The 24828-nt window shown below is 65.8% G+C and carries 14 protein-coding genes; 6 read left to right on the top strand and 8 right to left on the bottom strand.

Annotation, left to right across the window (positions count from 1 at the left end; genetic code table 11):
• Positions 1–395: 395 nt before the first annotated feature.
• The 6 genes from H7A86_RS20275 (at position 396) to H7A86_RS20250 (ending at position 18230) form a co-directional block, all read left to right on the top strand.
• Entirely contained in the window at positions 396–5654 is a 5259-nt protein-coding gene (locus tag H7A86_RS20275) for a putative Ig domain-containing protein (protein WP_425509762.1), read from the top strand.
• Between the two features lie 385 nt (positions 5655–6039).
• Positions 6040–9444, top strand: coding sequence for an exodeoxyribonuclease V subunit gamma (recC, locus tag H7A86_RS20270; RefSeq protein ID WP_119132672.1), 3405 nt, complete (start codon positions 6040–6042; stop codon positions 9442–9444).
• A complete protein-coding gene (gene recB, locus H7A86_RS20265; RefSeq protein ID WP_119132640.1) occupies positions 9441–13526 on the top strand; it encodes an exodeoxyribonuclease V subunit beta in 4086 nt (1361 codons plus the stop codon). The genes recC and recB overlap by 4 nt, the downstream gene beginning before the upstream one ends.
• A 368-nt stretch (positions 13527–13894) precedes the next feature.
• Positions 13895–16309, top strand: a complete 2415-nt coding sequence (gene recD / locus H7A86_RS20260; protein WP_119132639.1) for an exodeoxyribonuclease V subunit alpha — start codon at positions 13895–13897, stop codon at positions 16307–16309.
• Positions 16310–16447: 138 nt separating this feature from the next.
• Complete coding sequence (locus H7A86_RS20255; RefSeq protein WP_119132638.1) at positions 16448–17503, top strand: virulence RhuM family protein; 1056 nt, start codon at positions 16448–16450, stop codon at positions 17501–17503.
• 352 nt (positions 17504–17855) lie between these two features.
• Positions 17856–18230, top strand: coding sequence for a hypothetical protein (locus tag H7A86_RS20250; RefSeq protein ID WP_232099354.1), 375 nt, complete (start codon positions 17856–17858; stop codon positions 18228–18230).
• Here the strand turns inward: H7A86_RS20250 and H7A86_RS20245 are convergent.
• From H7A86_RS20245 to H7A86_RS20210, 8 genes are all read right to left on the bottom strand, one after another.
• Positions 18168–18338 (bottom strand): type II toxin-antitoxin system RelE/ParE family toxin, encoded by a 171-nt coding sequence (locus H7A86_RS20245; protein WP_180707971.1) that lies wholly within the window; start codon positions 18336–18338, stop codon positions 18168–18170. The genes H7A86_RS20250 and H7A86_RS20245 overlap by 63 nt on opposite strands.
• Positions 18338–18592, bottom strand: coding sequence for an antitoxin (locus H7A86_RS20240; RefSeq protein WP_104586310.1), 255 nt, complete (start codon positions 18590–18592; stop codon positions 18338–18340). Before H7A86_RS20240 ends, H7A86_RS20245 begins: the two co-directional genes overlap by 1 nt.
• Positions 18593–19169: 577 nt before the next feature.
• On the bottom strand, positions 19170–19502 hold the full coding sequence (locus tag H7A86_RS20235) for a hypothetical protein (RefSeq protein WP_119132637.1): 333 nt from the start codon (positions 19500–19502) through the stop codon (positions 19170–19172).
• 200 nt (positions 19503–19702) lie between these two features.
• Positions 19703–20368, bottom strand: coding sequence for a hypothetical protein (locus tag H7A86_RS20230; protein ID WP_146098340.1), 666 nt, complete (start codon positions 20366–20368; stop codon positions 19703–19705).
• Positions 20365–20973 carry a hypothetical protein gene (locus H7A86_RS20225; protein ID WP_146098341.1) on the bottom strand — a complete coding sequence of 203 codons (609 nt, stop codon included), beginning with the start codon at positions 20971–20973 and terminating at the stop codon, positions 20365–20367. Before H7A86_RS20225 ends, H7A86_RS20230 begins: the two co-directional genes overlap by 4 nt.
• A 354-nt stretch (positions 20974–21327) precedes the next feature.
• On the bottom strand, positions 21328–22155 hold the full coding sequence (locus tag H7A86_RS20220; protein ID WP_119132636.1) for a restriction endonuclease: 828 nt from the start codon (positions 22153–22155) through the stop codon (positions 21328–21330).
• A gap of 234 nt (positions 22156–22389) precedes the next feature.
• Positions 22390–24042, bottom strand: a complete 1653-nt coding sequence (locus H7A86_RS21120; protein WP_232099139.1) for an XVIPCD domain-containing protein — start codon at positions 24040–24042, stop codon at positions 22390–22392.
• Entirely contained in the window at positions 24039–24530 is a 492-nt protein-coding gene (locus H7A86_RS20210) for a hypothetical protein (protein WP_104586316.1), read from the bottom strand. Before H7A86_RS20210 ends, H7A86_RS21120 begins: the two co-directional genes overlap by 4 nt.
• Positions 24531–24828: the final 298 nt, after the last annotated feature.

Raw genomic sequence — 24828 nt, 5'->3', positions numbered from 1 at the left:
GCAGTCAGTTCCAGTTCAAATAGCGCTATAGTTGAATCACATGCCTCTTAAGGCATTGCGTTGCGCTGATCCGAGGCACCAGGACCGCTGCCGACGCCATTTGGGGTGGCGTGCTTTTTCGGGGAAAACTTATGTCTACGACCTTCGCCGCCTCGGGTGGCGTGCGCCTGCTGCTGCGTTGGATGCTGGCGCTGTTGCTGTTGGCGACCTCTCACGTCGCCCTGGCTGCCTACTGCCCGACTCCGAAAAGCGCCACCGTCAACTCAGGTGGCTCGGTGTCCTTCGAAGTCGGCGATTGCGACGGGCCTTCCAATATCGGCATGACCGATCCCGGCGTGCCCCCGGCGCATGGCACATACAGTCTTCCCGGTCAGAATCCTGACAGCACCGAACAGGTGACCTATACCAATAACGGCGATGGTGCGACATCGGACTCGTTCTATCTGTTGGACGAAGACAACAACCAGATCGTCTTCAACATCACCGTCAATCCATCGCGCACTGCCAGCATCGCGGTGAGCCCGGCCAGCCTCAACGAAAATAGCGGCGCAGCGTTCACCTACACGGTGACGCTGAGCCAGAGCAGCAGTTCGGCGACCACGGTGAACCTCAGCCGCGGCGGCACCGCCACCAGCGGCACCGACTACACGGGTGCGCCGAGCAGCATCGTGGTGCCCGCCAACGCCACCACGGCCACCTTTTCCGTCACCCCGGTCGCCGACACCACGGTGGAGGCCGACGAGACGGTGGTGATCAGCGTGGCCAGCGGCAGCGGCTATGGCATCGGCAGTCCGTCCAGCGCCACCGCCACCATCGTCAACGACGACCAGCTGTCGCTGTCGATCAACGACATGTCCGTGAGCGAAGGCAACGCCGGCACCACCAATGCCACCTTCACTGTCTCGTTGAGCCAGCCGGCCGGCGCCGGCGGCGTCAGCTTCGATATCTCCACTGCCAACGGCACTGCCACTGCCGGCGTGGACTACGTCGCCTCCAGCCTGGCCGGGCAGACCATCCCCGCCGGCAGCAGCAGCGCCACCTTCACCGTGCAGGTCAACGGCGACTCGCTCAGCGAGCCCGACGAGACCTTCTTCGTCAACGTCAGCAACGTCACCGGCGCGACAGTGGCCGATGCGCAGGGCCTGGGCACCATCGTCAACGACGATGCCGTGCCGTCGCTGTCGATCGACGATATCAGCGTGAACGAAGGCAATAGCGGCACCACCACGGCCACGTTCACGGTGAGCCTGAGCGCGGCCAGCGGCCAGACCGTGTCGGTCAATTACGCCACCGCCAACGGCACCGCCACCGCAGGGAGCGACTACGTCGCGCGGTCGGGCACGCTGACATTTCCGCCGGGTACCACTGCGCAGGGCGTGGCGATCACCGTCAATGGCGACACCGCGGTCGAGGCCAGCGAGACCTTCAGCATCGGCCTGTCCGGTGCCAGCAACGCCAGCATCGCGCGCGCCACCGGCACCGGCACCATCGTCAATGACGATGTGGTGGTGATTGTCGGGCCGGCCACGCTGCCGGCAGCCACCGCCGGCAGCGCCTACAGCCAGAACCTGAGCGCCAGCGGCGGCACCGCGCCGTACACCTTCGCCGTCACGGCCGGTGCGCTGCCGCCCGGGCTGACCCTGAGCGCTGCCGGCGTGCTGTCCGGCACACCCACCGCCACCGGCAGCTTCAACTTCACCGCCACCGCTACCGATAGCGGCGGCAGCCCCACCAGCGGCAACCGTGCCTACACGCTGACCGTGGCAGGCGCGACGGTGACCCTGCCGGCGACCAACCTGCCGGCCGGCACGGCAGGCCAGGCCTATTCGAGCGCGCTCACTCCGGCGACCGGCGGCATTGCCCCGTATACCTACGCCGTTACCGCCGGCGCCCTGCCGGCGGGCATCACGCTCAATGGCAGCAGCGGCGCCCTGACCGGTACGCCCGGCACTGCGGGCAGCTTCAGCTTCAACGTGACCGCCACCGACAGCACCAGCGGCACGCCATCGCAGGCAACGCAGAGCTACTCCCTGACCATCGCCGCGCCGCCGATCGTGGTTGCGCCGTCCACGCTGCCGGCCGCCACCCGCGGCACGGCCTACAGCCAGACGCTGAGCGCCAGTGGCGGCGCCGCGCCGTACACCTACACGCTAGCAAGCGGCACGCTGCCGGCAGGCCTCACCCTGGCCAGCAACGGCACACTGTCGGGTACCGCGACGGTGGAAGGCAGCTTCAACTTCACCGTGACCGCGACCGATGCGGGGAGCTTCACCGGCGACCAGGCCTACAGCCTGACCGTTGCCGGCCCGAACGTTGTACTGCCGGCGAGCACCTTGCCGGCAGGCACGGCCGGGCAGGCGTACACCGCGGCGATCACGCCCGCCACCGGCGGCACCGCGCCCTACAGCTATGCACTGACCGGCGGCGTCCTGCCGGCGGGTGTTGTCGTGGACGCGGCCACCGGCAGCCTCAGCGGCACGCCGACCGTGGCAGGCACCTTCACCTTCACCCTGACCGTGTCCGACAGCACGCCCAGCCCGGCGGCGCAGGCCAGCCGCGGCTACACGCTGACCATCGCGGCACCGGTCATCGTGGTCGTGCCCACCACGCTGCCGGCCGCCACCCGCGGCACGGCCTACAGCCAGACGCTGAGCGCCAGTGGCGGCACCGCGCCGTACACCTACACGCTAGCAAGCGGCACGCTGCCGGCAGGCCTCACCCTGGCCAGCAACGGCACGCTGTCGGGTACCGCGACGGTGGAAGGCAGCTTCAACTTCACCGTGACCGCGACCGACGCAAACAGCTTCACCGCTGCGCAGGCCTATGCATTGACGGTGGCCGGCCCGAACCTGACGTTGCCGGCCAGCACCCTGCCGGCAGGCACGGCCGGGCAGGCGTACGCGGCGACCATCTCGCCTGCGACCGGTGGCACCGCGCCCTACAGCTACGCACTGACGGCCGGCACGTTGCCGAACGGCATGGTGCTGGATGCTGCGACCGGTGCGCTCAGCGGCACGCCGACCTTGTCGGGCAACTTCGCCTTCACCCTGACTGCCAGCGACAGCACGCCCAGCCCGGCGGCCCAGGCCAGCCGCAGTTACACGCTGACGATTGCAGCAGCCACCCTGGTGCCTGGCCAGCCCACGCTGCCGCCAGCGGTGCGTGGCAGGCCCTACAGTCAGGTGCTGACCGCGTCCGGCGGCGTCGCGCCGTATACCTACAGCGTCGCCAACGGCCGCTTGCCTGCCGGTCTGACCCTGTCGGGCAACGGCACGTTGTCCGGCACGCCGACCGCCGAAGGCGTCTTTTCGTTTGCTATCGCAGTGGCCGACGCCGGCAATGCCAGCACCACCCAGGCGTATACCTTCACGGTGGACGGCCCGAACCTGGTCCTGCCAGCAAGCACCTTGCCGGCCGGCACGGCCGCTCAGGTCTACGCCGCGACCATCGCGCCCGCGACCGGCGGTATCGCGCCTTACAGCTATGCACTGACAGCCGGCGCCCTGCCGAGCGGTATCGTCCTCGATGCGGCGACCGGTGGTCTCAGCGGCACGCCGACCTCGTCGGGCACGTTCAACTTCACCCTGACCGCGACCGACAGCACGCCCAGCCCGGCGGCCCAGGCCAGCCGCGGCTACACGCTGACCATCGCGGCGGCGACGCTGGTGCTGGCGCAGCCCACCCTGCCACCGGCGACGCGCGGCAGCGCGTACACCCAGGTGCTCACGGCCAGCGGTGGCGTCGCGCCTTATCGCTACAGCATCGCCAGCGGCACCTTGCCGGCTGGCCTGACGCTGGCCAGCGACGGCACGCTGTCGGGCACGCCGACGACGCAGGGCACCTCGTCCTTCACCATCGCGGTGGCCGACGCCGGCAATGCCAGCGCCACCCAGGCCTACAGCTTCACGGTGAGCGATGCGGCGCCGGTGGCGGTGGCGGATGTGGCGGCGACCATGTCCGATGCTGCGGTGACGGTGGCGGTGACCGCCAACGACACCGGCAACATCGCATCGATCGGCATTGCCACCGCGCCGACCAACGGCACCGCCGTGGTCAACGGGCTGGAGCTGGTCTACACGCCGGCCGCCGGTTTCGTCGGCACCGATGTGGTGAGCTACACGGTCACCGGCAGCGGTGGTACGTCGGCGCCGGTCACGCTGACCATTACGGTCAATGCACGTCCGGTGGCGGTGTCGGTGACTGCCGCGGCCGTGCCCGGCGAAGCGCAGCAGGTCGACCTGACCCGCAATGCCACCGGCGGGCCGTTCGTGGCTGCAGCCGTGGTCGCGGTGCTGCCGGCCTCGGCCGGTACCGCCACCATCACCCGGACTGGCGGTACCGCCACCGCGGCGGCGGCGCGTGCTTCCGGCCCGTCGCCGGCGGCGGCTGCGATGGCCGAGACGCCCACGTTCATGCTGACCTTCACCCCCAACCCGGCCTTCGTCGGCCAGGCCACGGTGCAGTTCACCTTGTCCAATGCGTTCGCCACCTCGGTGCCGGCCAGCGTGGTGTTCACCATCGCGCCGCGCCGCGACCCCAGCGTGGATGCGGAAGTGCGTGGCCTGATCGATGCGCAGTCCGAGTCCACCCGGCGCTTTGCGCGCGCGCAGATCGACAACTTCCAGCGCCGCCTGGAAGCCACCCACCGCGGCGGCGGCACCTTCAGCAACGCGGTGAGCTTCCAGCCGACCTCGCATTGCCGCCAGGCCGACCGCGGCATCAGTGCGCAGCCGTGCAGCCCGGACACGCAGGAGGCCGACAACGACTTCCGCGATGCGCCGGCAATGGCCAGCAGCGGCAACAGCACCGCGCAGGGTCAGGGCGATCTGGGGCTGTGGGTGGGTGGTGCAATCCGCTCGGGCAGCCTGGACAAGCAGTCCAACAGCAACGGGGTGGACTTCCAGACCGACGGCCTGAGCGTGGGCGCCGATTACCGGGTGGCACAGTCGCTGGCGATCGGTGCGGGCCTGGGTTGGGGCCGCGACGACAGCGATGTGGGCAGGAACGGCAGCCACTCCAAGGCCACCGCCTACACCATGGCGCTGTATGCCAGCTTCCATCCGGGCAAGGCGTTCTTCTTCGACACCCTGGTCGGCTACCAGCTGCTGTCCTACGACCTGCGCCGCTTCGTCACCGACGACAGCTCGATGGCCGAGGGCAACCGCGACGGCAAGCAGTGGATTGCGTCGGTCTCCACCGGTGCGGACCTGCAGCGCGGCGAACTGCAGATCACCCCGTATGCACGTGTGGATGTGGCCCGCGCCACGCTGGATGGCTATGTCGAAGACGGCGTGGCGCCGTTCGCGCTGCGCTATGACGACATGGACGTGGCCACCACCACCGGCAACCTGGGCCTGCGCCTGGAATGGCGCCGCGAAGTGGCCTGGGGCCGGCTGACCCCGCAGTTGCGCGTGGAATACCAGCGCGACTTCCAGGGCCGCGGCGATGCCACGCTGAGCTATGCCGACCTGAACGGCGGGCCGTTCTATCGTGCCGGCCAGAGCGCGTTCGACCGCAACCGCCTGATGGTCGGCATCGGTGCGGCGCTGCTGACCGAGCAGGGCCTGTCGACGCGGCTGGAATACCGCGGCATCACCGACGGCGACAGCAACAACGATCAGACCTGGATGATCAATCTGGAAAAGAAATACTGATCGTCTCCAGCGTCATGCACTGAGCAACGCGATGGGCCGGGCGACTACCCCGGCCCATCGCGTTTGTGATGCCGCCGGCGGTATGTGTTGCATGGCGGCATTGGTGCTGCGCTGCGCATTGGTCGACGGTGGGTTGTAGACAGGCCGCCACGCGCATCGGCCGCAGTGCATCGAAGCCAGCGTGCAGCCTGGTCTGCCTGTCTGCTTTCCTGCCGGTGTCGGTGCCGGGTTTGCTCAGGTCTGCCGCGTTTCGGCAGTCGATCGCCACGCGCGGCTGAGCAGTTGCCCATGTCATAGGACAGCCCTGGGCATCGGCACCGACCGCTGCATGCAGATCCTTGGCAAACAGCGCAGCACGGCCGCATCCGGCACAATGCACGCACGCATGCACGCCACTTCCGCGCCCGATTTCCGCCTCTATCCGTCAAATGCGCTGGATACGCTGGCCGCCTTGCTCGCCCAGGAGCTGCGCCGGCCGGTGCCGGAGCAGCCGTTGCTGCAGCCGGAGGTGGTGCTGATCCCGCAGGTGGCGATGCGGCGCTGGCTGCAGTCCACGCTGGCGGCCGAGCACGGCGTGGCGGCCAACCTGGAATTCCTCACCCCCGGCGAATTCGTCGCGCGCGCGCTGGAGTGCAATCTCGGCCCGGCCGACGACGATCTGGACATGGCCACCACGCAGTGGCGGCTGTATGCCGCATTGCAGGCCGACCTGGGCAGCGATGCGGCATTGGCGCCGTTGGCCGGTTATCTGTCCGACGGCGATGCGCTCAAGCCCTGGGCATTGGCCGGCGAGCTGGGCAACGTGTTCGAGAAGTACCAGGCCTGGCGACGCGACTGGTTGCTGCGCTGGGAAGGCGGCGCCGACCCCGATGATCCGCAGGCGCGGCTGTGGCGCAGCATTGCCGCCGGCCGGCAATACCGCGCGCGCCGCATCGGCCAGTACCTGGATCGCTACGCGCGCCCGGACGGTCCGCTGCCGCAGGGCTTGCCCAGGCGCCTGTTCGCCTTTGCCATCCTGAATATTTCGCCCGACGTGCTGCGCGTGCTGGCCACGCAGGCGCGCGTGGGCACGCTGCATTTCTATCTGCCCACGCCCACGCAAGGGTACTGGGGCGATCTGCAGACCCTGTGGCAACGCCGCCGCGAAGACGGCGCGGTGCAGCTGTTTGCCGAGCAGGTACAGGAAAACCCGCTGCTGCAGGCCTGGGGCGCGGCCGGGCGCGACTTCATGGCGTTGGTCGGCGATTACGAGGTGGTGCATCCGCTGGCCGAGATCGCCGTCTACGCCGACCCGCTGGAGTCCGGCCGCCGCGCACTGGCCGACGGCGGCCTGGGCGATAGCCTGCTGCGCCGCATGCAGAGCGACCTGTTCCATCGTCGCGCGCCAGGCGTGCCCGCCGCATTGCCGACGGTGAATCTGCACGACCCCAGCCTGCAGGTGCATGCCTGCCACACGCGGCTGCGCGAGCTGCAGGTGCTGCACGATCAGCTGCGCGCCTTGCTCGACGATGCGCGCTTCGACCCGCCACTGCAGCCACGCGAGATCGCGGTGCTGTCGCCGGACATCGACCCGTACGTGCCGTACCTGGACGCGGTGTTCGGCAGCCACGGCAACGACGACGCGCTGCCGTACGCGCTGGCCGATGCCAGCCCGTTGGCCAGCGAGCCGCTGGCCGAGGTGTTCCTGAGCTTGCTCGGCCTGCCGATCGCACGCTTCGGCCTGCACGAGATTCTCGACCTGCTGGCCAGCGCGCCGATCGCCGAGGCCGCCGGCCTGGACGAAGCCGGGCTGGAACGCCTGCGCGGCTGGCTGCACGCGGCCGGCGCGCGCTGGGGGCTGGATGCGGCGCACCGGCGTCAGCACCAGGCACCGAGCGACGACGCCTACACCTGGCGCTTCGCACTGGACCGGCTGCTGCTCGGCCATGCCAGCGGCGCCGACGACGATATCGACGGCGTGGCGCCCTGGCCGCAGCTGGAAGGCAGCGCGTTGGCCGCACTCGATATTTTGTTGAAGCTGCTGCGCGTGCTCGAACGCCATCAATCGTTACTTGCCGAAGCGATGACGCCGGTCCAGTGGCGCGAGCATCTGCTCGGCCTGCTGGATGCGTTGATTCCGAAGGCGCCGTCGGCACCGCGCGCGCAGCGCGCGCTGGATCGGCTGCGCACATTGATCGACCAGTTCGCCCGCGATGCGGTGCGCGCCGACTACGCTGGCAAGGTGCCGGCCGAGGTGGTGCGTGCGCACTTCGCTGCGGTGCTGGGCGAGTCGGACACGCGCGCGCCGCTGCTCACCGGCGGCATCAGTTTCGGCCGCATGGTGCCGATGCGCCTGCTGCCGTTCCGCGTGATCTGCCTGCTCGGCATGAACGATGGCGACTTCCCGCGCCGCGACCCGGCCGCCGGGCTCAATCGCCTCACCGCCGAGCTGGGCACCGAGCGCCGCCGGCATGGCGACCGTTCAACCCGCGAGGACGACAGGTTCCTGTTTCTGCAGTTGTTCGCCTCTGCGCAGGATGTGTTCTACCTGAGCTATCTCGGCGCCGATGCGCGCGATGGCAGCGCGCGCGAACCGTCGGTGCTGGTCAGCGAACTGCTGGGCAGCGCCGCGCAGTACCACGCCGACCCGCAGGCGATCGCCACGCTGGTGGTGGAGCACCCGTTGCAGCCATTCGCCGCCGCCGCCTTCGGTGCGCCGGGCGATCACGGCGCCGACCCGCGCCGTTTCAGTTATCGCCGCCAATGGCGACCGTCGGTGGACAGCCTGGTCGGCCAGCGCCAGCCCCTCGCGCCGTGGGTGGCCAGTGCGTTGCCGGCCGACGACAGCGCAGTGCCGGGCAGCGTCTCGATCGACGACCTGCGCCGCCTGTTTTCCGACCCGGCCGGGCAGTTCCTGCGCCATCGTCTCGGCATGCGGTTGCCCGACCCGGCCAGCGAAGACAGCGACCTGGAGCCGCTGCTGGCGCCCACGCGCGGGCTGGACCAATACGGCCTGCAGCAGCATGTGTTCGACGCCGCACTGGCCGGCGACACCGGCCGGCTCTACGAGCGTCTGCGCGCGCGTGCGCTGCTGCCGTCCGGGCCGCTGGGGCGACGCCAGCTCGATGAGCGGGTGGCGCAATTGCGCCCGTATGCCGAGGCATTCCGGCAATGGCGCGGCGAGGCGCCGGCGCAGTCGCACCGGCTGCAGGTGCAGATCGGCGATGTCGAGGTGCACGGCCGCGTGCCCGGCTGGTATGCGAGCGGGGTGGGGCGCGTGCAGGTCGGCGCGCTCAGCGGCCGCAGCGCGATCCGCCACGGCCTGGAATGGCTGCTGCTGCGCGCTGCCGGCGAGCACGCGCCGTATGTGCGCTTCTTCGAACACGAAGACGGGTTAGGCCCGCATCCCATCGACCTCGAACCGCTGTCGCAGGCGCAGGCGCAAACTGCATTGGCCGCACTGTTGCAGCTATATCGGCACGGCCTGCAGGCGCCGCTGGCCTTCGCGCCCTACAGCAGCTGGAAATACCACCAGGCCGCGCGCGGCGACGACCTGGACAAGGCCATCAGGGAGGCCGCCGGGCAGTGGCAATCCAGCTTCGGCTGGAGCGAATCGCACAGCCCGGAACTGCGCCTGGTCAACCGCGGCCGCGACCCGTTCGCCGATGCACAGCGCTTCGCCGAGTTCGCCACCACCAGCCACCGCGTGTACGACCTGCTCGAGCGCGGCAACGCCGACGCCATGCTGGATCCGCAGCGCCTGGTCGAGAGCTGGCGCCACTGGCACGGCGCGCAGGAGGAGGCCGAATGAGCGCCAGCCCGGTCACCGACCCGTACCTGCACCTGCCGCTGCATGGCGTGCGCCTGATCGAGGCCAGCGCCGGCACCGGCAAGACCTTCACCCTGGCCACGCTGTTCACCCGGCTGGTGGTCGAGCGCGGCCTGCGCATCGGCCAGATCCTCGCCGTCACCTTCACCGAGGCCGCCACCCAGGAACTGCGCCGCCGCATCCGCGAGCGCCTGGTGCTGGCCGCAACCCTGGTCCCCGAGACTCCTTCGCCTTTCGTAGGAGCGGCCCAGGCCGCGACTGTGGCCGACCTGCCCACAACACCGGCGCCTGATGGCGCATCGGCTCTTGTAGGAGCGGCCCCGGCCGCGACCGACTTCGCCAACGACCCGTCGCGGCCAGGTCCGCTCCTACAAGAGCCGCCTGACGTCCTGCTCACCCGCGCCATCCTCGCCACCCACCTGGCCAAAGGCACCGAGACACCGGCCGCCTTGCGCCGCCGCCTGCAACAGGCGGTGGAAGAAATCGACCTGGCCGCGGTGTTCACCATCCACGGCTTCTGCGCGCGCGTGCTGCGCGAGCACGCGCTGGAAAGCGGCCAGGCCTTTGCCGCGCCGGAACTGCTCGCCAACGACCGCGAACTGCTCGGCGAAGTTGCCGCCGACCTGTGGCGCCAGCGCGCCGCCGACGCGGCGATGGCCGAAGATCTGATCGCGCTGTGGTCGGGCGGCCCGGAGGCATTGGCCAGCGATCTGCGCGCACTGGTGCGCCATCCAACGCTGCTGCCGGCGGCCGCCACGACAAACGACGATTCCGCTGCGCTGCTGCAGGCCGTGCAGGACACCAGTACCGCACTGGCCGCCGCATTCCAGGCGCATGGCACCGCGTTTTTCGACACCCTGATGGCCGCCATCGACGGCGGCATCCTGAGCAAGGTCAGCTACAAACCGGAGTGGCTGGCAGCGCTGTGGCATTGGTTCGACAGCTTCGCCGCCGCGCCATCGGTCAACACCGCCCCGCACCCCAAGCTGATCAAGCTAACCGCCGCGGAACTGGCCGCCGGTACCAACAAGAAGTTCGTCGAGCGCACCCCGGCCTCGCCGCTGAGCCACGAGATCGACGGCTATCTCACCGCGCTGGCGCATGTCGAACAATGGCGCACGCGTCGCCGCATCCGCCTGCTGCACGCCCTGCGCGAGGACGCCATCGCGCGGCTGGCACTGCTCAAGCGCCAGCGCCGCGTGCAGACCTACGACGACCTGGTCGATGGCGTTGCGCACGCGCTGGAAGGCGCGCAGGCCGGCGCCCTGGTCACGCGGCTGCGCGCGCAATACGCCATCGCGCTGGTGGACGAATTCCAGGACACCGACGACCGCCAGTGGGCGATCTTCTCCAACGTGTTCGGCGAAGGCCCGCTCGCGCGCGCGGCCGGCCTGGCGCCGGCGCTGTTTCTGATCGGCGACCCCAAGCAGGCCATCTACGGCTTCCGTGGTGGCGACGTGCGCACCTATCTGGCCGCTGCGGTCACTGCCGAACTCGCCCCGCCGCTCAGCCACAACTTCCGCTCGCGCCCCGGCGTGCTGGCGGCCATCGACGCGCTGTACGCACAGGCCGGCTACGGTGAGGCCTTCCTCACCGACGGCATCGCCTTCCACCCGGTGCAGCCCGGCACCAAGCGGGTGGATGCCGACCTGCAACGCGATGGCGGCCCCGCCCCGGCGCTGACGCTGTGGCGTGCGCCGGAACCGCCGCCGCCTGCGAAAGGCAAGCCCAAACCCTGGAGCGCCGGCCGCGCCCGCGAGCTGGCCACCGCCGCCTGCGTGGCGGCGATTCGCGGCTGGCTGGCCGGTGGCCGCGACGGCACCGCCACCATCAATGCGCGCCCGGTGCAGGCCGGCGATATCGCCGTGCTGGTGCGCAGCCACGGCGAGGCCACGCGCATGCAACAGGCGCTGGGCGCGGTGGGAATTCCGGCGGTCGCCGCAGGCAAGCAAAGCCTGTTCGCCACCGACGAAGCGCTGGAACTGCTGGCCCTGCTGCAGGCCTTGCTCGACCCGGGTGACGACAGCCGCCTGCGCGCCGCCCTGGCCACCGTGCTGATTGGCGCGGACGCCGCCGCCATCGCCGCGCTTGCACACGATGGCGAGCGCCACCGCCGCTGGCAGCAACAGGCGCTGGACTGGCGCGAACGCTGGCAACGCGGCGGCCCGCTGGCCCTGATCGGCGAGCTGGGAGCCGCGCACGGGCAACGCCTGCTGGCCCTGGTCGATGGCGAACGCCGCCTCACCAACTACCTGCAACTGGCCGAACTGCTGCAGGAAGCCGACGCCCGCGCGCTCGGCCCGCATGGCCTGGTCGACTGGTTGTCGCGCCGCATCGCCAATGCCGACGACAACGACGAAGCCCAGCAACTGCGGCTGGAATCGGACGCGCGCCGCGTGCAGATCGTCACCCTGCACAAGAGCAAGGGCCTGGAGTATCCGCTGGTGTTCCTGCCGTACATCGGCATCGGCCGCAGCGACAAGGGCGCCGGCCGCCATTGCGTGGTGCATGCGCCCGAGCTCGGCCGCCAGCTGCACTGGAAGACTGACAAAGACGACCCAAGCTGGAGCGCCGCCGAAGCGGCCTGGAAGCAGGAACAACGCGCCGAAGACGCGCGCCTGCTCTACGTCGGCCTGACCCGCGCCGAGCACGCGCTGTGGATCGCCAGCGGCCCGTTCCACCAGCACGAGCGCACCGCACTGTCCGGCATGCTGCGCGCGCTCGACGCGCTGCAGGGCGCGGCCGGCGAGGGCGCGGTGGTGGTGGACACGTCCACGCCGCCGGCCACCCTGCTGCGGCTGCCGCCGCCGGTCGAGGCGCAGGTGCCGCCCGCGCGCACCCCGCAGCGGCATATCGCCCCGGACTGGTGGGTCTACAGCTTCACCCAGCTGGCCAATGCCGATGCCGGCGCCGCCAGCGACCCGATGGCCAGCGCCACCGTGGTCGGCAGCGGCGGCAGCGACGAGCCGGCCGGCAGCGAGGCGATCGCGGTGGCCACCGAGGTCGACGCCTTCGACCCGCGCTTTGCCGGCAACCGCTTCGGCGTGGTGATGCACGACGTGTTCGAGCGCTGCGACTTTTCCGCCTGGCAGGCGTGGCAGCCCGGCCAACCCGCACCCGAAGGGCAGGCCGCCGCCATCCTCGAGGCGCTGCAACGCGGCGGCTACGTCGAGAAGGAATGGGACGACGGCCTGGCCATGCTCACCGCCCTGATCGGCCACACCCTCACCGTGATGTTGCCCGAAGGCACCCCCCTGGCCGCCGTACCCGCGCCGCAGCGCCGCAACGAGATGGAATTCCACTTCGCCATGCGGCCCACCCGCGTCGAGGCACTGCTGGCACTGCTGCACCGGTTTGGCGTGGTCGGCGAGCGCCAGGCCTTCGGCGCGCGCCAGCGGCTGGAAGGCCTGATGACCGGCCTGATCGACCTCACCTACACCGTGGACGGGCGCTGGTACGTGCTCGACTACAAGTCCAACCGCCTGCCCAGCTACGACGCCGACGCCCTGGCCCGCGCCATGGCGCACAGCGAGTACGAGTTGCAGGCGCTGATCTACACCGTCGCGCTGCACCGCTGGCTGCGTTTCCGCCTGGGCGATGGCTACGACTACGCCCGCGACTTCGGCGGCGTGCGCTACCTGTTCTGCCGCGGCCTGGACGCCAGCCGTAACCCGGCATCAGACCCCGGCTTCAACCCTGCCCGCAGCGCCGAGGCCAACCCCGGCGCCGATCCCGCCCGCGATGCCGAGGCTAACCCCGGCTCCGACCCTGCCCGCGGCGCCGCAACCGACCCCGGCTCCGACCGCGCCCGCAATGCCGCAGCCAACTCCGGCTCCGGCTCCGATCCTGCCCGCAACGCCGTCGCCAACCCCGGCGCCGATCCCGCCAGCGACGCCATGTCCGCCACGCCCGCACCCGGCATCCAGGCGGCATCCGTCTCCGTTGCGCCTGGCATCCACGCCTGGCGCTTCGACCCGGCCCTGGTCCAGGCCCTGGACGCCCTGTTCGCCGGCAGCGCCCCAGAGTCGACATCCAGCAACCCAGGCACGCCCGATGCCCGCTAGCGCACAGCCCCTTACCGCTGACGCACCAAAGCCCCGCTCCCCCGGGGGCGATAAGGCGCTGGTTGCGCGCCACTGGCGCGCGTGCCTTGGAGCGCCCGCGCCGCTGGCGCGGGCTGGGGCGCGGAGCGGGGGTTGGGGTGAGGGTACGTCCGCCGCCGAAGCATCCGAGCCATGACCCAACAGACCGCACTCCCGCCCAGCGCTGTGCGCAAGCCGCGCGCCCCTCGGGGCGAGCACACACCGCTTGCGCGCCATGGCGCGCGTGCCGGGATGCGCAGCGGAGACCGGGGTGAGGGTGTCGTGCAGGGTCAGAAATGTGCCGATCGACAACTCGCCCGCGGCGCCTCCGCCCTGCAGGCGTCCACCCCATGAACCAGCCAAACCTCTTCAGCGCCCTGATCAAGGCCGACACGCTACGCCCGCTGGATCTGGCGCTCGCGCAAAGCCTGCAACGCCTGGCCCCGGACACCGACCCCCAGGTCCTGGCCGGCGCTGCGCTCGCCTCGCTGGCCGTCACCAGCGGCCACGCAGGGCTGGACCCCGCCCGCGCCGCCATGCTGCTGGACGCGCGCGAGGGCCCATCGCCCGCACTGCCGGACCCCGCCGACTGGCAGCGCACCCTGGCCGCCTCGCGCTGGGTCGACCAGCCGGCTCCGGAAGACCCCGCCGCCGCCGACTGCCCGTTGGTCCTGGAACACGGCCTGCTCTACCTGCGCCGCTACCGCGAGTACGAACGCCGCCTGGCGCTGGGCCTGCAACGCATCGCCGCCCAGTCGCCGCCGCCCTTCGACGCCGCCACGCTGGCCCCGCTATTCGCACAGCTATTCCCAAACCCGACCCCAGCCACTCACCCCGTGGACCCAACCCCTCTCCCCCCGGGAGAGGGTGCCCGAAGGGCGGGTGAGGGTACGGGCCTGCCCGGGCTATCTGTCCACCAAGAGGGTACGGCCCCGCCCGCGCCATCCGTCTACCAAGACGGCACGCACCCGCCGGCCCCATCCCACCACCAGGACCGCCAGGCCCAGGCCGCCGCCCTGGCGCTGCGCCGCACCCTGCTGCTGGTCACCGGCGGCCCCGGCACCGGCAAGACCACCACCATCGCCCGCCTGCTGCTGCTGCGCATCGCCCAGGCACACGCCTCCAACACCCCGGCACCGCGCATCGCCCTGGCCGCGCCCACCGGCCGCGCCGCCGAGCGCATGGCCGAGAGCCTGCGCCTGGCCGTTGCCCGCGCCATCGCCGACGGCATCCAGCTCGCACCCACCCCCGCTGCAGCCGCGCCCGGGCAAGCGAAGCCGTCGCCGCACCCCGTCGCCTCCCCTCCCCATCAAGTGACAGAGCCACCGCACCCCGTCGCTTCCCCTCTTCTTCAAGCGCCAGAGCCAGCAAACCCCGCTGTTTCCCCTCTCCCGCAAGCGGGAGAGGGTGCCCGAAGGGCGGGTGAGGGCCAGCCGTCCACCTGGAACTCCCTCCTCCCCACCGGCGCCAGCACTCTCCACCGCCTGCTCGGTGTCATTCCCGATTCCCCGAACTTCCGCCATAACGCGGACAATCCGCTGCCTTTCGACCTGATCGTGGTCGACGAAGCCTCCATGGTCGACCTGCCGCTGATGTGCAAGCTGGTGGAAGCCGTGGCCGACGGCACCCAGCTGATCCTGCTCGGCGATGCCGACCAGCTGCCCTCGGTGGAAGCCGGCGACGTGCTCGCCGCCATCCTGCAGGCCGCCGGCCCCGGCGACACCCTGCAGCCGCAGGATGCACAGGCGCTGCAACCGCTGCTCGGCAACGCGCCCGGCGATACCACGCCCGCCGCCACCCACAGCGGCGGCCTGGCCGGCCACCGCGTGCACCTGCTGCGCGGCTACCGTCAGGCGCACGACTTCGCACTGGCCCCGTTGGCCGACGCCGTGCGCGCCGGCGATGCCGACACCGCCTTGGCGCTGCTGCGCAGCGGCGAGCTGGCCGGCGTGCACTTCCACGAAGACGGCGAAGACCCGCTCACCCTGGGCCGCGACGCACTGCTCGCGCACTGGCGCGCGCTGGCCGACGCGCACGACCCGGCCGCTGCCCTGCGCGATGCCGCGCGCCTGCGCCTGCTCACCGCCGTGCGCGCCGGCCCGCAGGGCGCACGCGGCCTCAACGCCCGTATCGAACAACTGCTGGCCGAAACCGGCTCCGGCGCCCGCCGTCTCGGCAGCGCCTCGCCCTGGTTCCAGGGCCGTCTGCTGCTGATCACCGAAAACAGCTACCGCCACGGCCTGTTCAACGGCGACGTCGGCATCTGCCTGCGAAGCGACGCGAGTCCCTCCCCGGGGCGCAGCGACGAAGGTCCCTCGTCAGCGCCAGGCCAGCCCGGCGGCACCGCCAACCGCCGTGACCCAGGCACCGACAGCCGTGCTCAAGGCCCCTTGGTCGCCTGGTTCGAAGGCGACGGCGACGGCCAGGTGCGTGGCTTCCACCCCGCCGCACTGCCCGCGCACGAAAGCGCCTTCGCCATGACCGTGCACAAGGCCCAGGGCAGCGAATTCGACACCGTCTGGCTGCAACTGCCCACCCGCGACGCCCGCGTGCTCAGCCGCGAACTGCTCTACACCGGCATCACCCGCGCCCGCCGCGCCCTGCACCTGGCCGGCAGCGAAGCGGTCATCCGCAGCGCGCTCGCCCGGCACGCCGCGCGCATCTCGGGCCTGGCGTGGCGGTTGGGTGCGCAGCAGCAGGCGGCACCCGCCAAGCAAGCAACAGAACCATCCACTGCGTTGCCTGTGCAGGGGTCGTTGTTCTGATGGACGCGAGCCGGCGCAATGGCAACATCACTTACGGCAGAACGGCACTTTCGCCTATCACCATCACCGGGCATGCCCGGATAGCATCATGGACGAAGAAAAACTGGTTGTGCGGTATCGCCAGCATGGGAGGCATCAATGGCGAAAAAGCATGAAATTTCGCTCGTCCGCTCGTCGGCGGCCGAATACCTGACCTTCGTGGCCGCCGCAGGCGAGGGCGGCGTGCAGGCGGCGTATGCCGACGAAAACGTCTGGCTGACGCAGAAGATGCTGGCCCAGCTCTACGATGTCGAAACCCACACCATCAACTACCACCTGAAAAAGGTGTTCGCTGACAACGAGTTACAGCCAGATGCAGTTATTCGAAATTTTCGAATAACTGCCGCCGACGGCAAGAGCTACGACACCAAGCACTACAACCTCGCGGCCATCATTGCCGTGGGCTACAAGGTCAATTCCGAGCGCGCGGTGCAGTTCCGCAAGTGGGCCACCACCATCATCGAGTCCTTCACGATCAAGGGCTTCGCGATGGACGATGAGCGCCTGAAGAATGACGGCACGGTGCTCGGCAAGCGCTACTTCGAAGAGCAGTTGCAGCGCATCCGCGAGATCCGTCTCTCCGAGCGCAAGTTCTACCAGAAGATCACCGACATCTACGCCACCGCCCTGGACTACGATGCCACCGCGCAGGCAACCCAGCGGTTCTTCGCCACAGTGCAGAACAAGCTGCACTGGGCCATCCACGGGCAAACCTCAGCAGAAGTCGTCTACCACCGAGCCGATGCCGGCAAGCAGCACATGGGCCTGACCACCTGGGCCGATGCACCGCGCGGGAAGATCCAGAAGTTCGACGTGGCGGTTGCCAAGAACTACCTGACCACCGGCGAGATGGCGCAGTTGCAACGCCTCGTATCGGCCTATCTGGACCTGGCCGAGGACATGGCACTGCGGCAGATTCCGATGACCATGCAGGATTGGGAAACACGTCTGAATCGTTTCATCGAAGCAACCGACCGGCAGGTGTTGCAGGACGCAGGGCGCGTCACCGCCGAGATCGCCAAAGCGCATGCGGAAAGCGAGTTCGAAAAGTACCGCATCGTGCAGGACCAGCTGTTCGTGAGCGATTTCGATCGCTTGTTGCAGCAGCTTGATGCAGGAGACCGGGTGGACGGTGCCGACGAGGACTTGCGCTAGACGGTGATGTGGGAAGCGCCAAAGCGTCAGGTCCCCAACCGCGCGCGATAGTGCACGTTGGATTGAAAAGATCGCTCCGAGGATGAATCGCGACTAGCGTCTGCCCAGTAGTCGCCCGCCACGGTGGTTCCGCCCGTCCAGGGCTCGTACCCCAAGCCGGAGAGATGGCATGAGAACTGACGACAAAGAAGCGCTTGCGCGTAAGAGGTGAATGATGAAGGCGATATGGGTTCTTGGGATTCTCGCGCTGTCAGCCTGCTCCAGCGCGACTGCGGCTGGGAGGCTGGAGATCAGACTCCAAAACAGACAGGCAGCGCATACAGCGACAGCTGGAGCATCCGTCTCAGTCACGATGGCCAACGCAGGTGACCAGCCCATCGAGCTACCTGCCTCGTATGTTCCAGACGTAGACAAAGGCGGGGTGTTGCAGACCAATCTGTTCAAGGTCATGCAAGAGGACGGCAGCCCTGTCGACTATCGCGGCATCTATGTGCATAACGTCCGAGGTTCCACGCCATCTCTTGTCTTGAAGCCGGGGCAGTCAATCGTCAGGACGATCAATCTGTCATTGAGTTACCAGATCATGCCTGGGCGCAATTACTCGGTCGGAGTACACCCATTTATACGTTATCGGGAGCAGCAGGAATCAAAGAGTAAAACCACCTCAGCCGATATGACGTCGCTGAAGACTGCTACATCCAACATCATCGAGATCACGCCTCGATAGGTCTGCGATGTATCGGCGAGCCTGCGGCTGGCCCCAGCGTGCCGAGGTGTAGCGGATGATCCCGCGCAGATCGGCTTCGGCTGCGTCGGTGAGGACGTAGCCGTGCATCAGCCACGACGGCCCTCGGCCAATTCTTCATCCAGGATGGTGCTGATGCTCTTGGTAGACACGTTGCCGGCAAGGCCTTCCTCGACACGTCCCCCAAGCAGGCTTTTCAACTCATGCCATGCCTGATCAGCGTTTATATCGCCAGGGAACAGGCGTTCAAGGGCGTATTGCTTGATGGTCTTGCCTTGCAAAGCCGCCAGCGCCTTCAGGCTCTGGTGCTGCTGATCGCTTAGGTCGATGGTCAAACGGCTCATGACGCGCTCCGAAATCCGCACAAACCCACATTAGCACAACCGGTCTGGCCGGCCCGTTGTTCGGTCAACAGCGCGTTGGGGCGCTACGCAGGCCATGTCAGTAGCGATTGAGAGAATCCGACAGGCCGGGTTCGCAAGCCAACGCTCAGCGCCACGCGCCACGCCTAAAAAACGCGAGGCCAGGCCTGCGCCCGACCTCGTCTGCCGTCTTGCAGGCCGGGCGGCTTACTTGCCCTTCTTTTCCTGCTTGGCCGCGCGCTTTTCCTTCAGCGTCTTGGTCGGCTCTTTCTTCTGGCTCTTCTTCTGGTCCATCCCCTTGCTCATGACACCCTCGTAGTTGCTGGATTGATCGGTGGGGCAGCGCCATGACCCTGGCGTGCCTGCGCACTGTACGGCTTGCGCGGGGTGGAAGGGCAGCGGCAGCGCAAGGCCGGGCGACGGGCGGTGTGTCCGGCCCGGCGTCTGCGCGACGCAGCGTGCACCAGTAGCCCTTCGGCGTGGCCGGCTGGGTCACAAACGCCAACGCCCGCGTGCGACGGTGAAGGTCGGCACGCGGGCGTTGGCGACAGCGGCGGGCTTACTTGGCCGGCACGCGCTGGTACTGCTCGCCACCGGTGTTGAGGTGGCCGTTGGCCGCGTCGATGGCGAAGTTCACCGTCTCGCCATCGTTGGTGACCTGCAGCGCGCCGTCCTTGTAGACCGCCGGGTAGCTCTCGGTCTTGGGCTTGCGGCTGAAGAACTTCGGCGTGGTGCTGCGGACCATGAAGGTCTCGCCATTGCGCTCGATGTCCATCGTCTCTTCCTGTGTCTGCACATTGACCCAGTGGCCGACGAACTTCTCGCCCTCCACCTTGGCGCAACCGCTCACCAGCAGTGCCGCGGCCAGCGCGGTGCCTATCCACTTCATCATCGTGTGTTCTCCAGTTGAGGCTGCGGCGAGGATGGCGGGTTGGAGATGTATGGGAGGTCAAGGTGTACTCGACCACGCGTTCGAAAGTGAGCGCTGACGAGGTTTAAAAAGTCGACCTGACCCCGTTACCCACTTTTGCTTCCGGTTGCGTGGAATCGTGCGAGAACTACACAACCGAACCCCGCTTGACTATGTATATCTTATTTATTCGTCTCAACTGACTGACGTAGTTCTTCGACCACTTTCGGTGCAAGTAGGCCAACTGCAGAGTCCAGAAAGATTCTCTCTGGCAGGCAAGCATTTAGGTACCTGATCGAAAACCTTACAGAGAGAAAAGAAGCCAAGACCACGATAGAAATTCCAATGCCAACATCAATAATTTTGAAAGACGCAATGGATATAAGTCCGATAGAAAAAAGAAAAGAGGACATCTTAAAGATATTCCATACTCCACGCATACGTCTTGCACGCCACGATTTGGTAGCCTCCACCTCGAAGCTAGCTTCGCTACCTCTTTTTTCACTAACATCTCTTGCCTTATCGAATACCCGAATTATCTCCAAAGAATTGGTGTGCATGCCCCTGGACAGGGCACGAATAGCAATTGCCCGTGATAGCACCGCACCGATCAGAGAGAGAAAAATAATAAGAACGATCCGCCAAATATCCTGAGCAAGCAATAAATCGCGCAAAAACCAAACTCTCTCATACTTCATTGCAAGAAGATCAAGCCATCGCGATCCGTCACTCTCATCAGTGGCACTAAAAAATGCAATTCCAAACAAAAAGGCCCCAACTGACGACATCGGGATCAAAGAGGAAACCTCGTCGAGATACTTGCTCGAGAGATTGTCCAACGCACTCATTTCGCCAGGCCTATAAAAAACATATCCCCGGCCTGGGAGTCAAAGGTCCCGTATTCTATAATTGGACAAGCGATGATTGAAACGATCGGCGCGTCACCTGATCGCATATATCCGACCACTGAATTAAAACTATCTGACGATCTAAAGTGGAGGCCGAAAGTTAGGCCGCTCTCAACGTGAATTGCCTTTCCCACTGGATAGCGCGATTTCGAACCGCCATCGAGCGCGCGAAGCCGCACTTCCAGAAGCAACGGATCGCCCAATGTTCTCTCCGCTACTACATGATGGAAACGCTGCGCCTTCTCGCGGTCAAAAAGATATGCAGGTGACGTATTTGTCCCAGCCAAAATTAGCTCCAGTGTTGAACCTTCGTATCTATCAACTCTAAGCTGGGCTAAAACCTGATCAATTTCTCGATTGATCGCACGGTCAGCGTAGCGAAGTTGCCTTGCTTCTGGATTCTGATTGACAACTTCAGAATTCGAAAGAGCAATCGGCCGCTGGGCACCTGCATGCACCGCGATCTCGCGACGCTCCGCTTGGCTTGCCAAACTTTCAGTGAAGTTTAGCGACTCGCTAGAGGCCTCTCTGAAAGCTCGATCCATTGCAGCCGTGATCCGATCAACGATTCTCAGCGGACCCGAATTTATTAGGTTTAGGATGTACCCGCCATCCTGAGGCTCACCCACAATGAAGTCTGCGAAGGGGTAGTCATCAGTCCTTAGACGTGCATGCTTTCTTACTTGACCATGCCTAAGCTCAATTGTTGCACGATCAATCGCGGACTGTAGGTGATTTAAAGTACTCCCCAAGGTTCGGAGTGTAACCTTGTGATCGGTAGCAATTGGGCCGTCGTAATGAAATATAATCCTATTGCGAGCCACACAGACTCCATTTATTGAAGTAATTGAGCTTAGGTAATATTCGGATAAATGTTAAATGCAAGTTCAATAACTGGGTCATGTCAACTTATGAACTCCTGTGCACTTCGGAAATTGACTACATCCAAGAAACTGTTCGCCAGTACTCCGATTCCTCCTCTCCACAAGCGCACTATCACAACGCGAGCAGTTCGATTGAGACGGAGCAGATGCAGTGGAAGCAAAGACAGGCTCGACCCGCGCCGACATCGGCTGCGCTGCAACTGCTGGTTGCACTTCCCGAATCATCCTCACCAGCTGTTCGCCGCTAATCAATTCAATCGGCTTACCGTCGGCGAAGCGCTCTGCATCTTTCGTGTACGTGCCGATGCACGCGATCTTTACCGCGTGGGCCTGGTGATGAGCGAGCAGGCCGAACATTTCACGCACTACGCTGACGCCAACTTGCTGGCGCTTCCATTGCTTGCATTGCACCAGCGTGCGGCGGCCGTCCTTGCGCAGGATCAGGTCGATGCCGCCGTCTGCGCCGCCCAGGCCTGTTTCTTCGACGCTGTAGCCCTGGCGGCGAAATGCTTCACCAACCAATTGTTCGAACTGGCGCCAGCCGCCAGCGGCCAGGCTCTCCAGGCTTGTGCGTGTTTCCAGAAAGCGCTGCCGGCTGCGTGTGCCCAGATAGGAGAACAGCGCAGCAAGCCAGCAGACGCCGAGTAGCATCCACGCCAATGGCGCGAGCATCCCGCTCGATTGCTGGGCAATGCCCTGCGAAAGCATCCCGCCGTGTTGAGAAAACCACCAGCCGATGCCGTAGCGCACCGCAAGATACGCAACGACTCCTGCGACCAAACCAGCCGGCCACGGCATCGCGGCCAACGCTTCAAACCCGCTCTGCTTCTTTCTGCGTCCCATGCATGAACCCCCGTTCCAGCTTCGACCATAGCCGCTGCAACAGGTTTTGTCAGCAGAGCATCTGCGCCGTTGCGAGCAATGTCCCACCAGACATCAGCCTCACGCGCTCGAACGTGAGAAGCCCAATTCTTGCTCCAAAGCTTGAGGCCGCTTACGCGTCTATCAACGCGCCTGAGTGCGTGGGAGTGTCAATGCCATCGCGAAACCTCAGGGCCAAAGTTATTTCGTGCCTTCTCATACCATACGAGGCGGCGGAGTGATCGATTGTTCGCGCTGCTGCTCTTGTTGCTGGGACTGTTGCTGCCGCTGCGTATCACCTAAGGACTGCAATTGCGCCAGAGATTGTTCAACCGGCTGTGCGATGGCGTCGTTCGTCTTCATGTGCGCCATCTTGTGTGAGGGATCGTTCAACGCCCCCTCTACAACGAACAGGTTCTCGCCTTGTCGCACAGACTTAGAGTTCTCGCTCAGCACGACATGATCGATTCTTGTCAGCCCATTATCTTTAGCTAAGTACGCGCTACTTGCTGCCAGCCGTGCGCTGTTGTCGTCGTACTCACGGCCGAGGCCTTGCTCAAGGCGGCGAACAGCATCTTCGGCTTGGCGATGCAGCGGGTTTTGTGATGGAAATAAAGAACCATGCCTAGGCACCACGGGCGGTTGATCATGCAGCGTTGGCTGCGCTGGTTCTTCCGATCCGCGCAATGGATTTGCATGTGGATCGACATGCAGCAATCTACGCGCCTGACCATTTTCGTTGATGTTCAGATCTGTGGTTCCGTCATCGTTGCGCACTCGCGCAAGATTCTGCCGCTCAACACCGCTCCAAGCATCATTCAAGAATGCGTGACCCTGACCTGTCTTGTCCCAGGTCACCAAGTCGTTACCGGCAGCATAAAAGCCGGCACCATTGAATCGCGTTGGGTCTGCCCGGTCCGTTGAAGCATTTTGATAGGTAGCGCCACGATCCAGCGCGCCCACGAATTCCTCTGCACGGCTGTAGTGCAGAAACAGGTTTTTCACCGCATGGTATTCGTGCGCCAAGTTTTGGCCTGCCTGCGGCGCATTGAGTGTTGTCGGATCCACAAGCGGGTTGGCGACCACATTGGTCCATGCTGTTGCAAGCGGGCTACGCGAATCCGCATTGCGCAATGCAGTTACCACATCGGCGCCCTCCAGCGCTTTGTCTCGCCCAGCTTCCAGATAGTCGCCACGTCCAGTCGCCCTCGGATTCAAATCATCAATGGCGGCACTCACATCCGCGAGCGAATGGTACTGATTTGCCTCAATGTTGCGGATCATCGGCGCGGTGCGTGTTTCGTTCTGGTTGTAGGTTTTCCCAACCATCGTCGCCAACTTTACTTGATCGTCCAGAGACGCATTCTGGTAGAGCTCACTCCGCTGCAAGGGCGCGATAGCGCGATCCATCAACTTGTCGATTTGCGCCACATCGCGTTGATGTACCCAGCTGATGCCCTCGTTAGAAGAAAGGAATGTGTCCAGCTTGGATTTCACTTCAGCATCGAGCGGCCGACCGGCATCGACGCGGATAGCGCCGCCGTTACGGCCAAGATCGGCGATTGTCTGATCAACCTGCTGTTGGCTGAGAACAAGATCTTGCTGCTGTCCATGCGCCCATTGTTGATAGGCATTCACGAGGTCCCTTGGAACGTTCTCCCCGTTGGGCATGTTCGGCTGATAGTGCTGTCCCAAGTCAGTTTGGATGGTGCCGATCGTGTAGCCACTGTTGTCGGCCGGCTCTAGCAACGGTGTTCTGAGATTGTCGCCAGCGACCTCCAATTGATAAGCGGCATAGCCGCTTTCGGATGACACGCCGACAGCAAAGTACAGCGTGGCCCGCAACTCCTGATCTGTCAGCCTGCTCATGAGTCGCTCTCCGTGCCTGCACAGGTTTCGGATGGAATCTGCTTGCCCTTGATATCAGGGTGCAAGGCGACATCTCGCTTATATGTATCGCCGAATTTCTGATAGCGAACCAAGGCCCCCTTTTCAAGAACGAAGTAATCTTCTTCCCCCGAAAAGTTGGGACATGCCTCATAGCCTGCCTCGCCATCATCGCTGCAGTAGCGAACGTAGAGCTTTCCGCTACGCACATCCCCTTCCAATTTTCCGCCACCTCCACGAGCATTGGTCCCTTCGCTCCACTCTCCCGTGACATGGCTCTTCTGCTGATTGAGGTCAACGCTCAGAAAGTGGCCAGAACCGCAGGCTGTGGCGTACGCCCACTTGTTTGCAAAGTTACCGACCGTCGCACCAGCCGGTGGCGAAGCATTCGAGCATGCTGCACTCAGCGCGACCACGGTAAGTGACATGCAACGCATGATCTTCTTGTTGAATTGTCTTTGGGCTGTCATTGAACGCTTCCTTGATCTTCGCTATCGGCGAGTCGGGCGTAGGGCACAGCGACTTTACTGCAAACAGCAGTTTTCAATTCGCTTACGGTACAAAAAATCGCAGGTAGGCTGTTGGCAAAAGTCACTACTGAAGAACCGAAGTCACTACTGAATAACCGAAATGTCTTTCGCACGCCCAAGACCGGTTGGTGTCTGAAGCAACAGCGCATCCCCATCTACTTGGTATGGAGCTGCGGCATTGCCCAACGTGGCGTTATGCGTATCGCCTGACAGTCACTCGTTGCGGTTGGGGCTTGTC

The organism is Xanthomonas euroxanthea, assembly GCF_903989455.1.
GTDB lineage: Bacteria > Pseudomonadota > Gammaproteobacteria > Xanthomonadales > Xanthomonadaceae > Xanthomonas > Xanthomonas euroxanthea.
The sequence above is the reverse complement of the archived record's forward strand: the minus strand, read 5'-3'. Positions and strand labels throughout refer to the sequence as shown.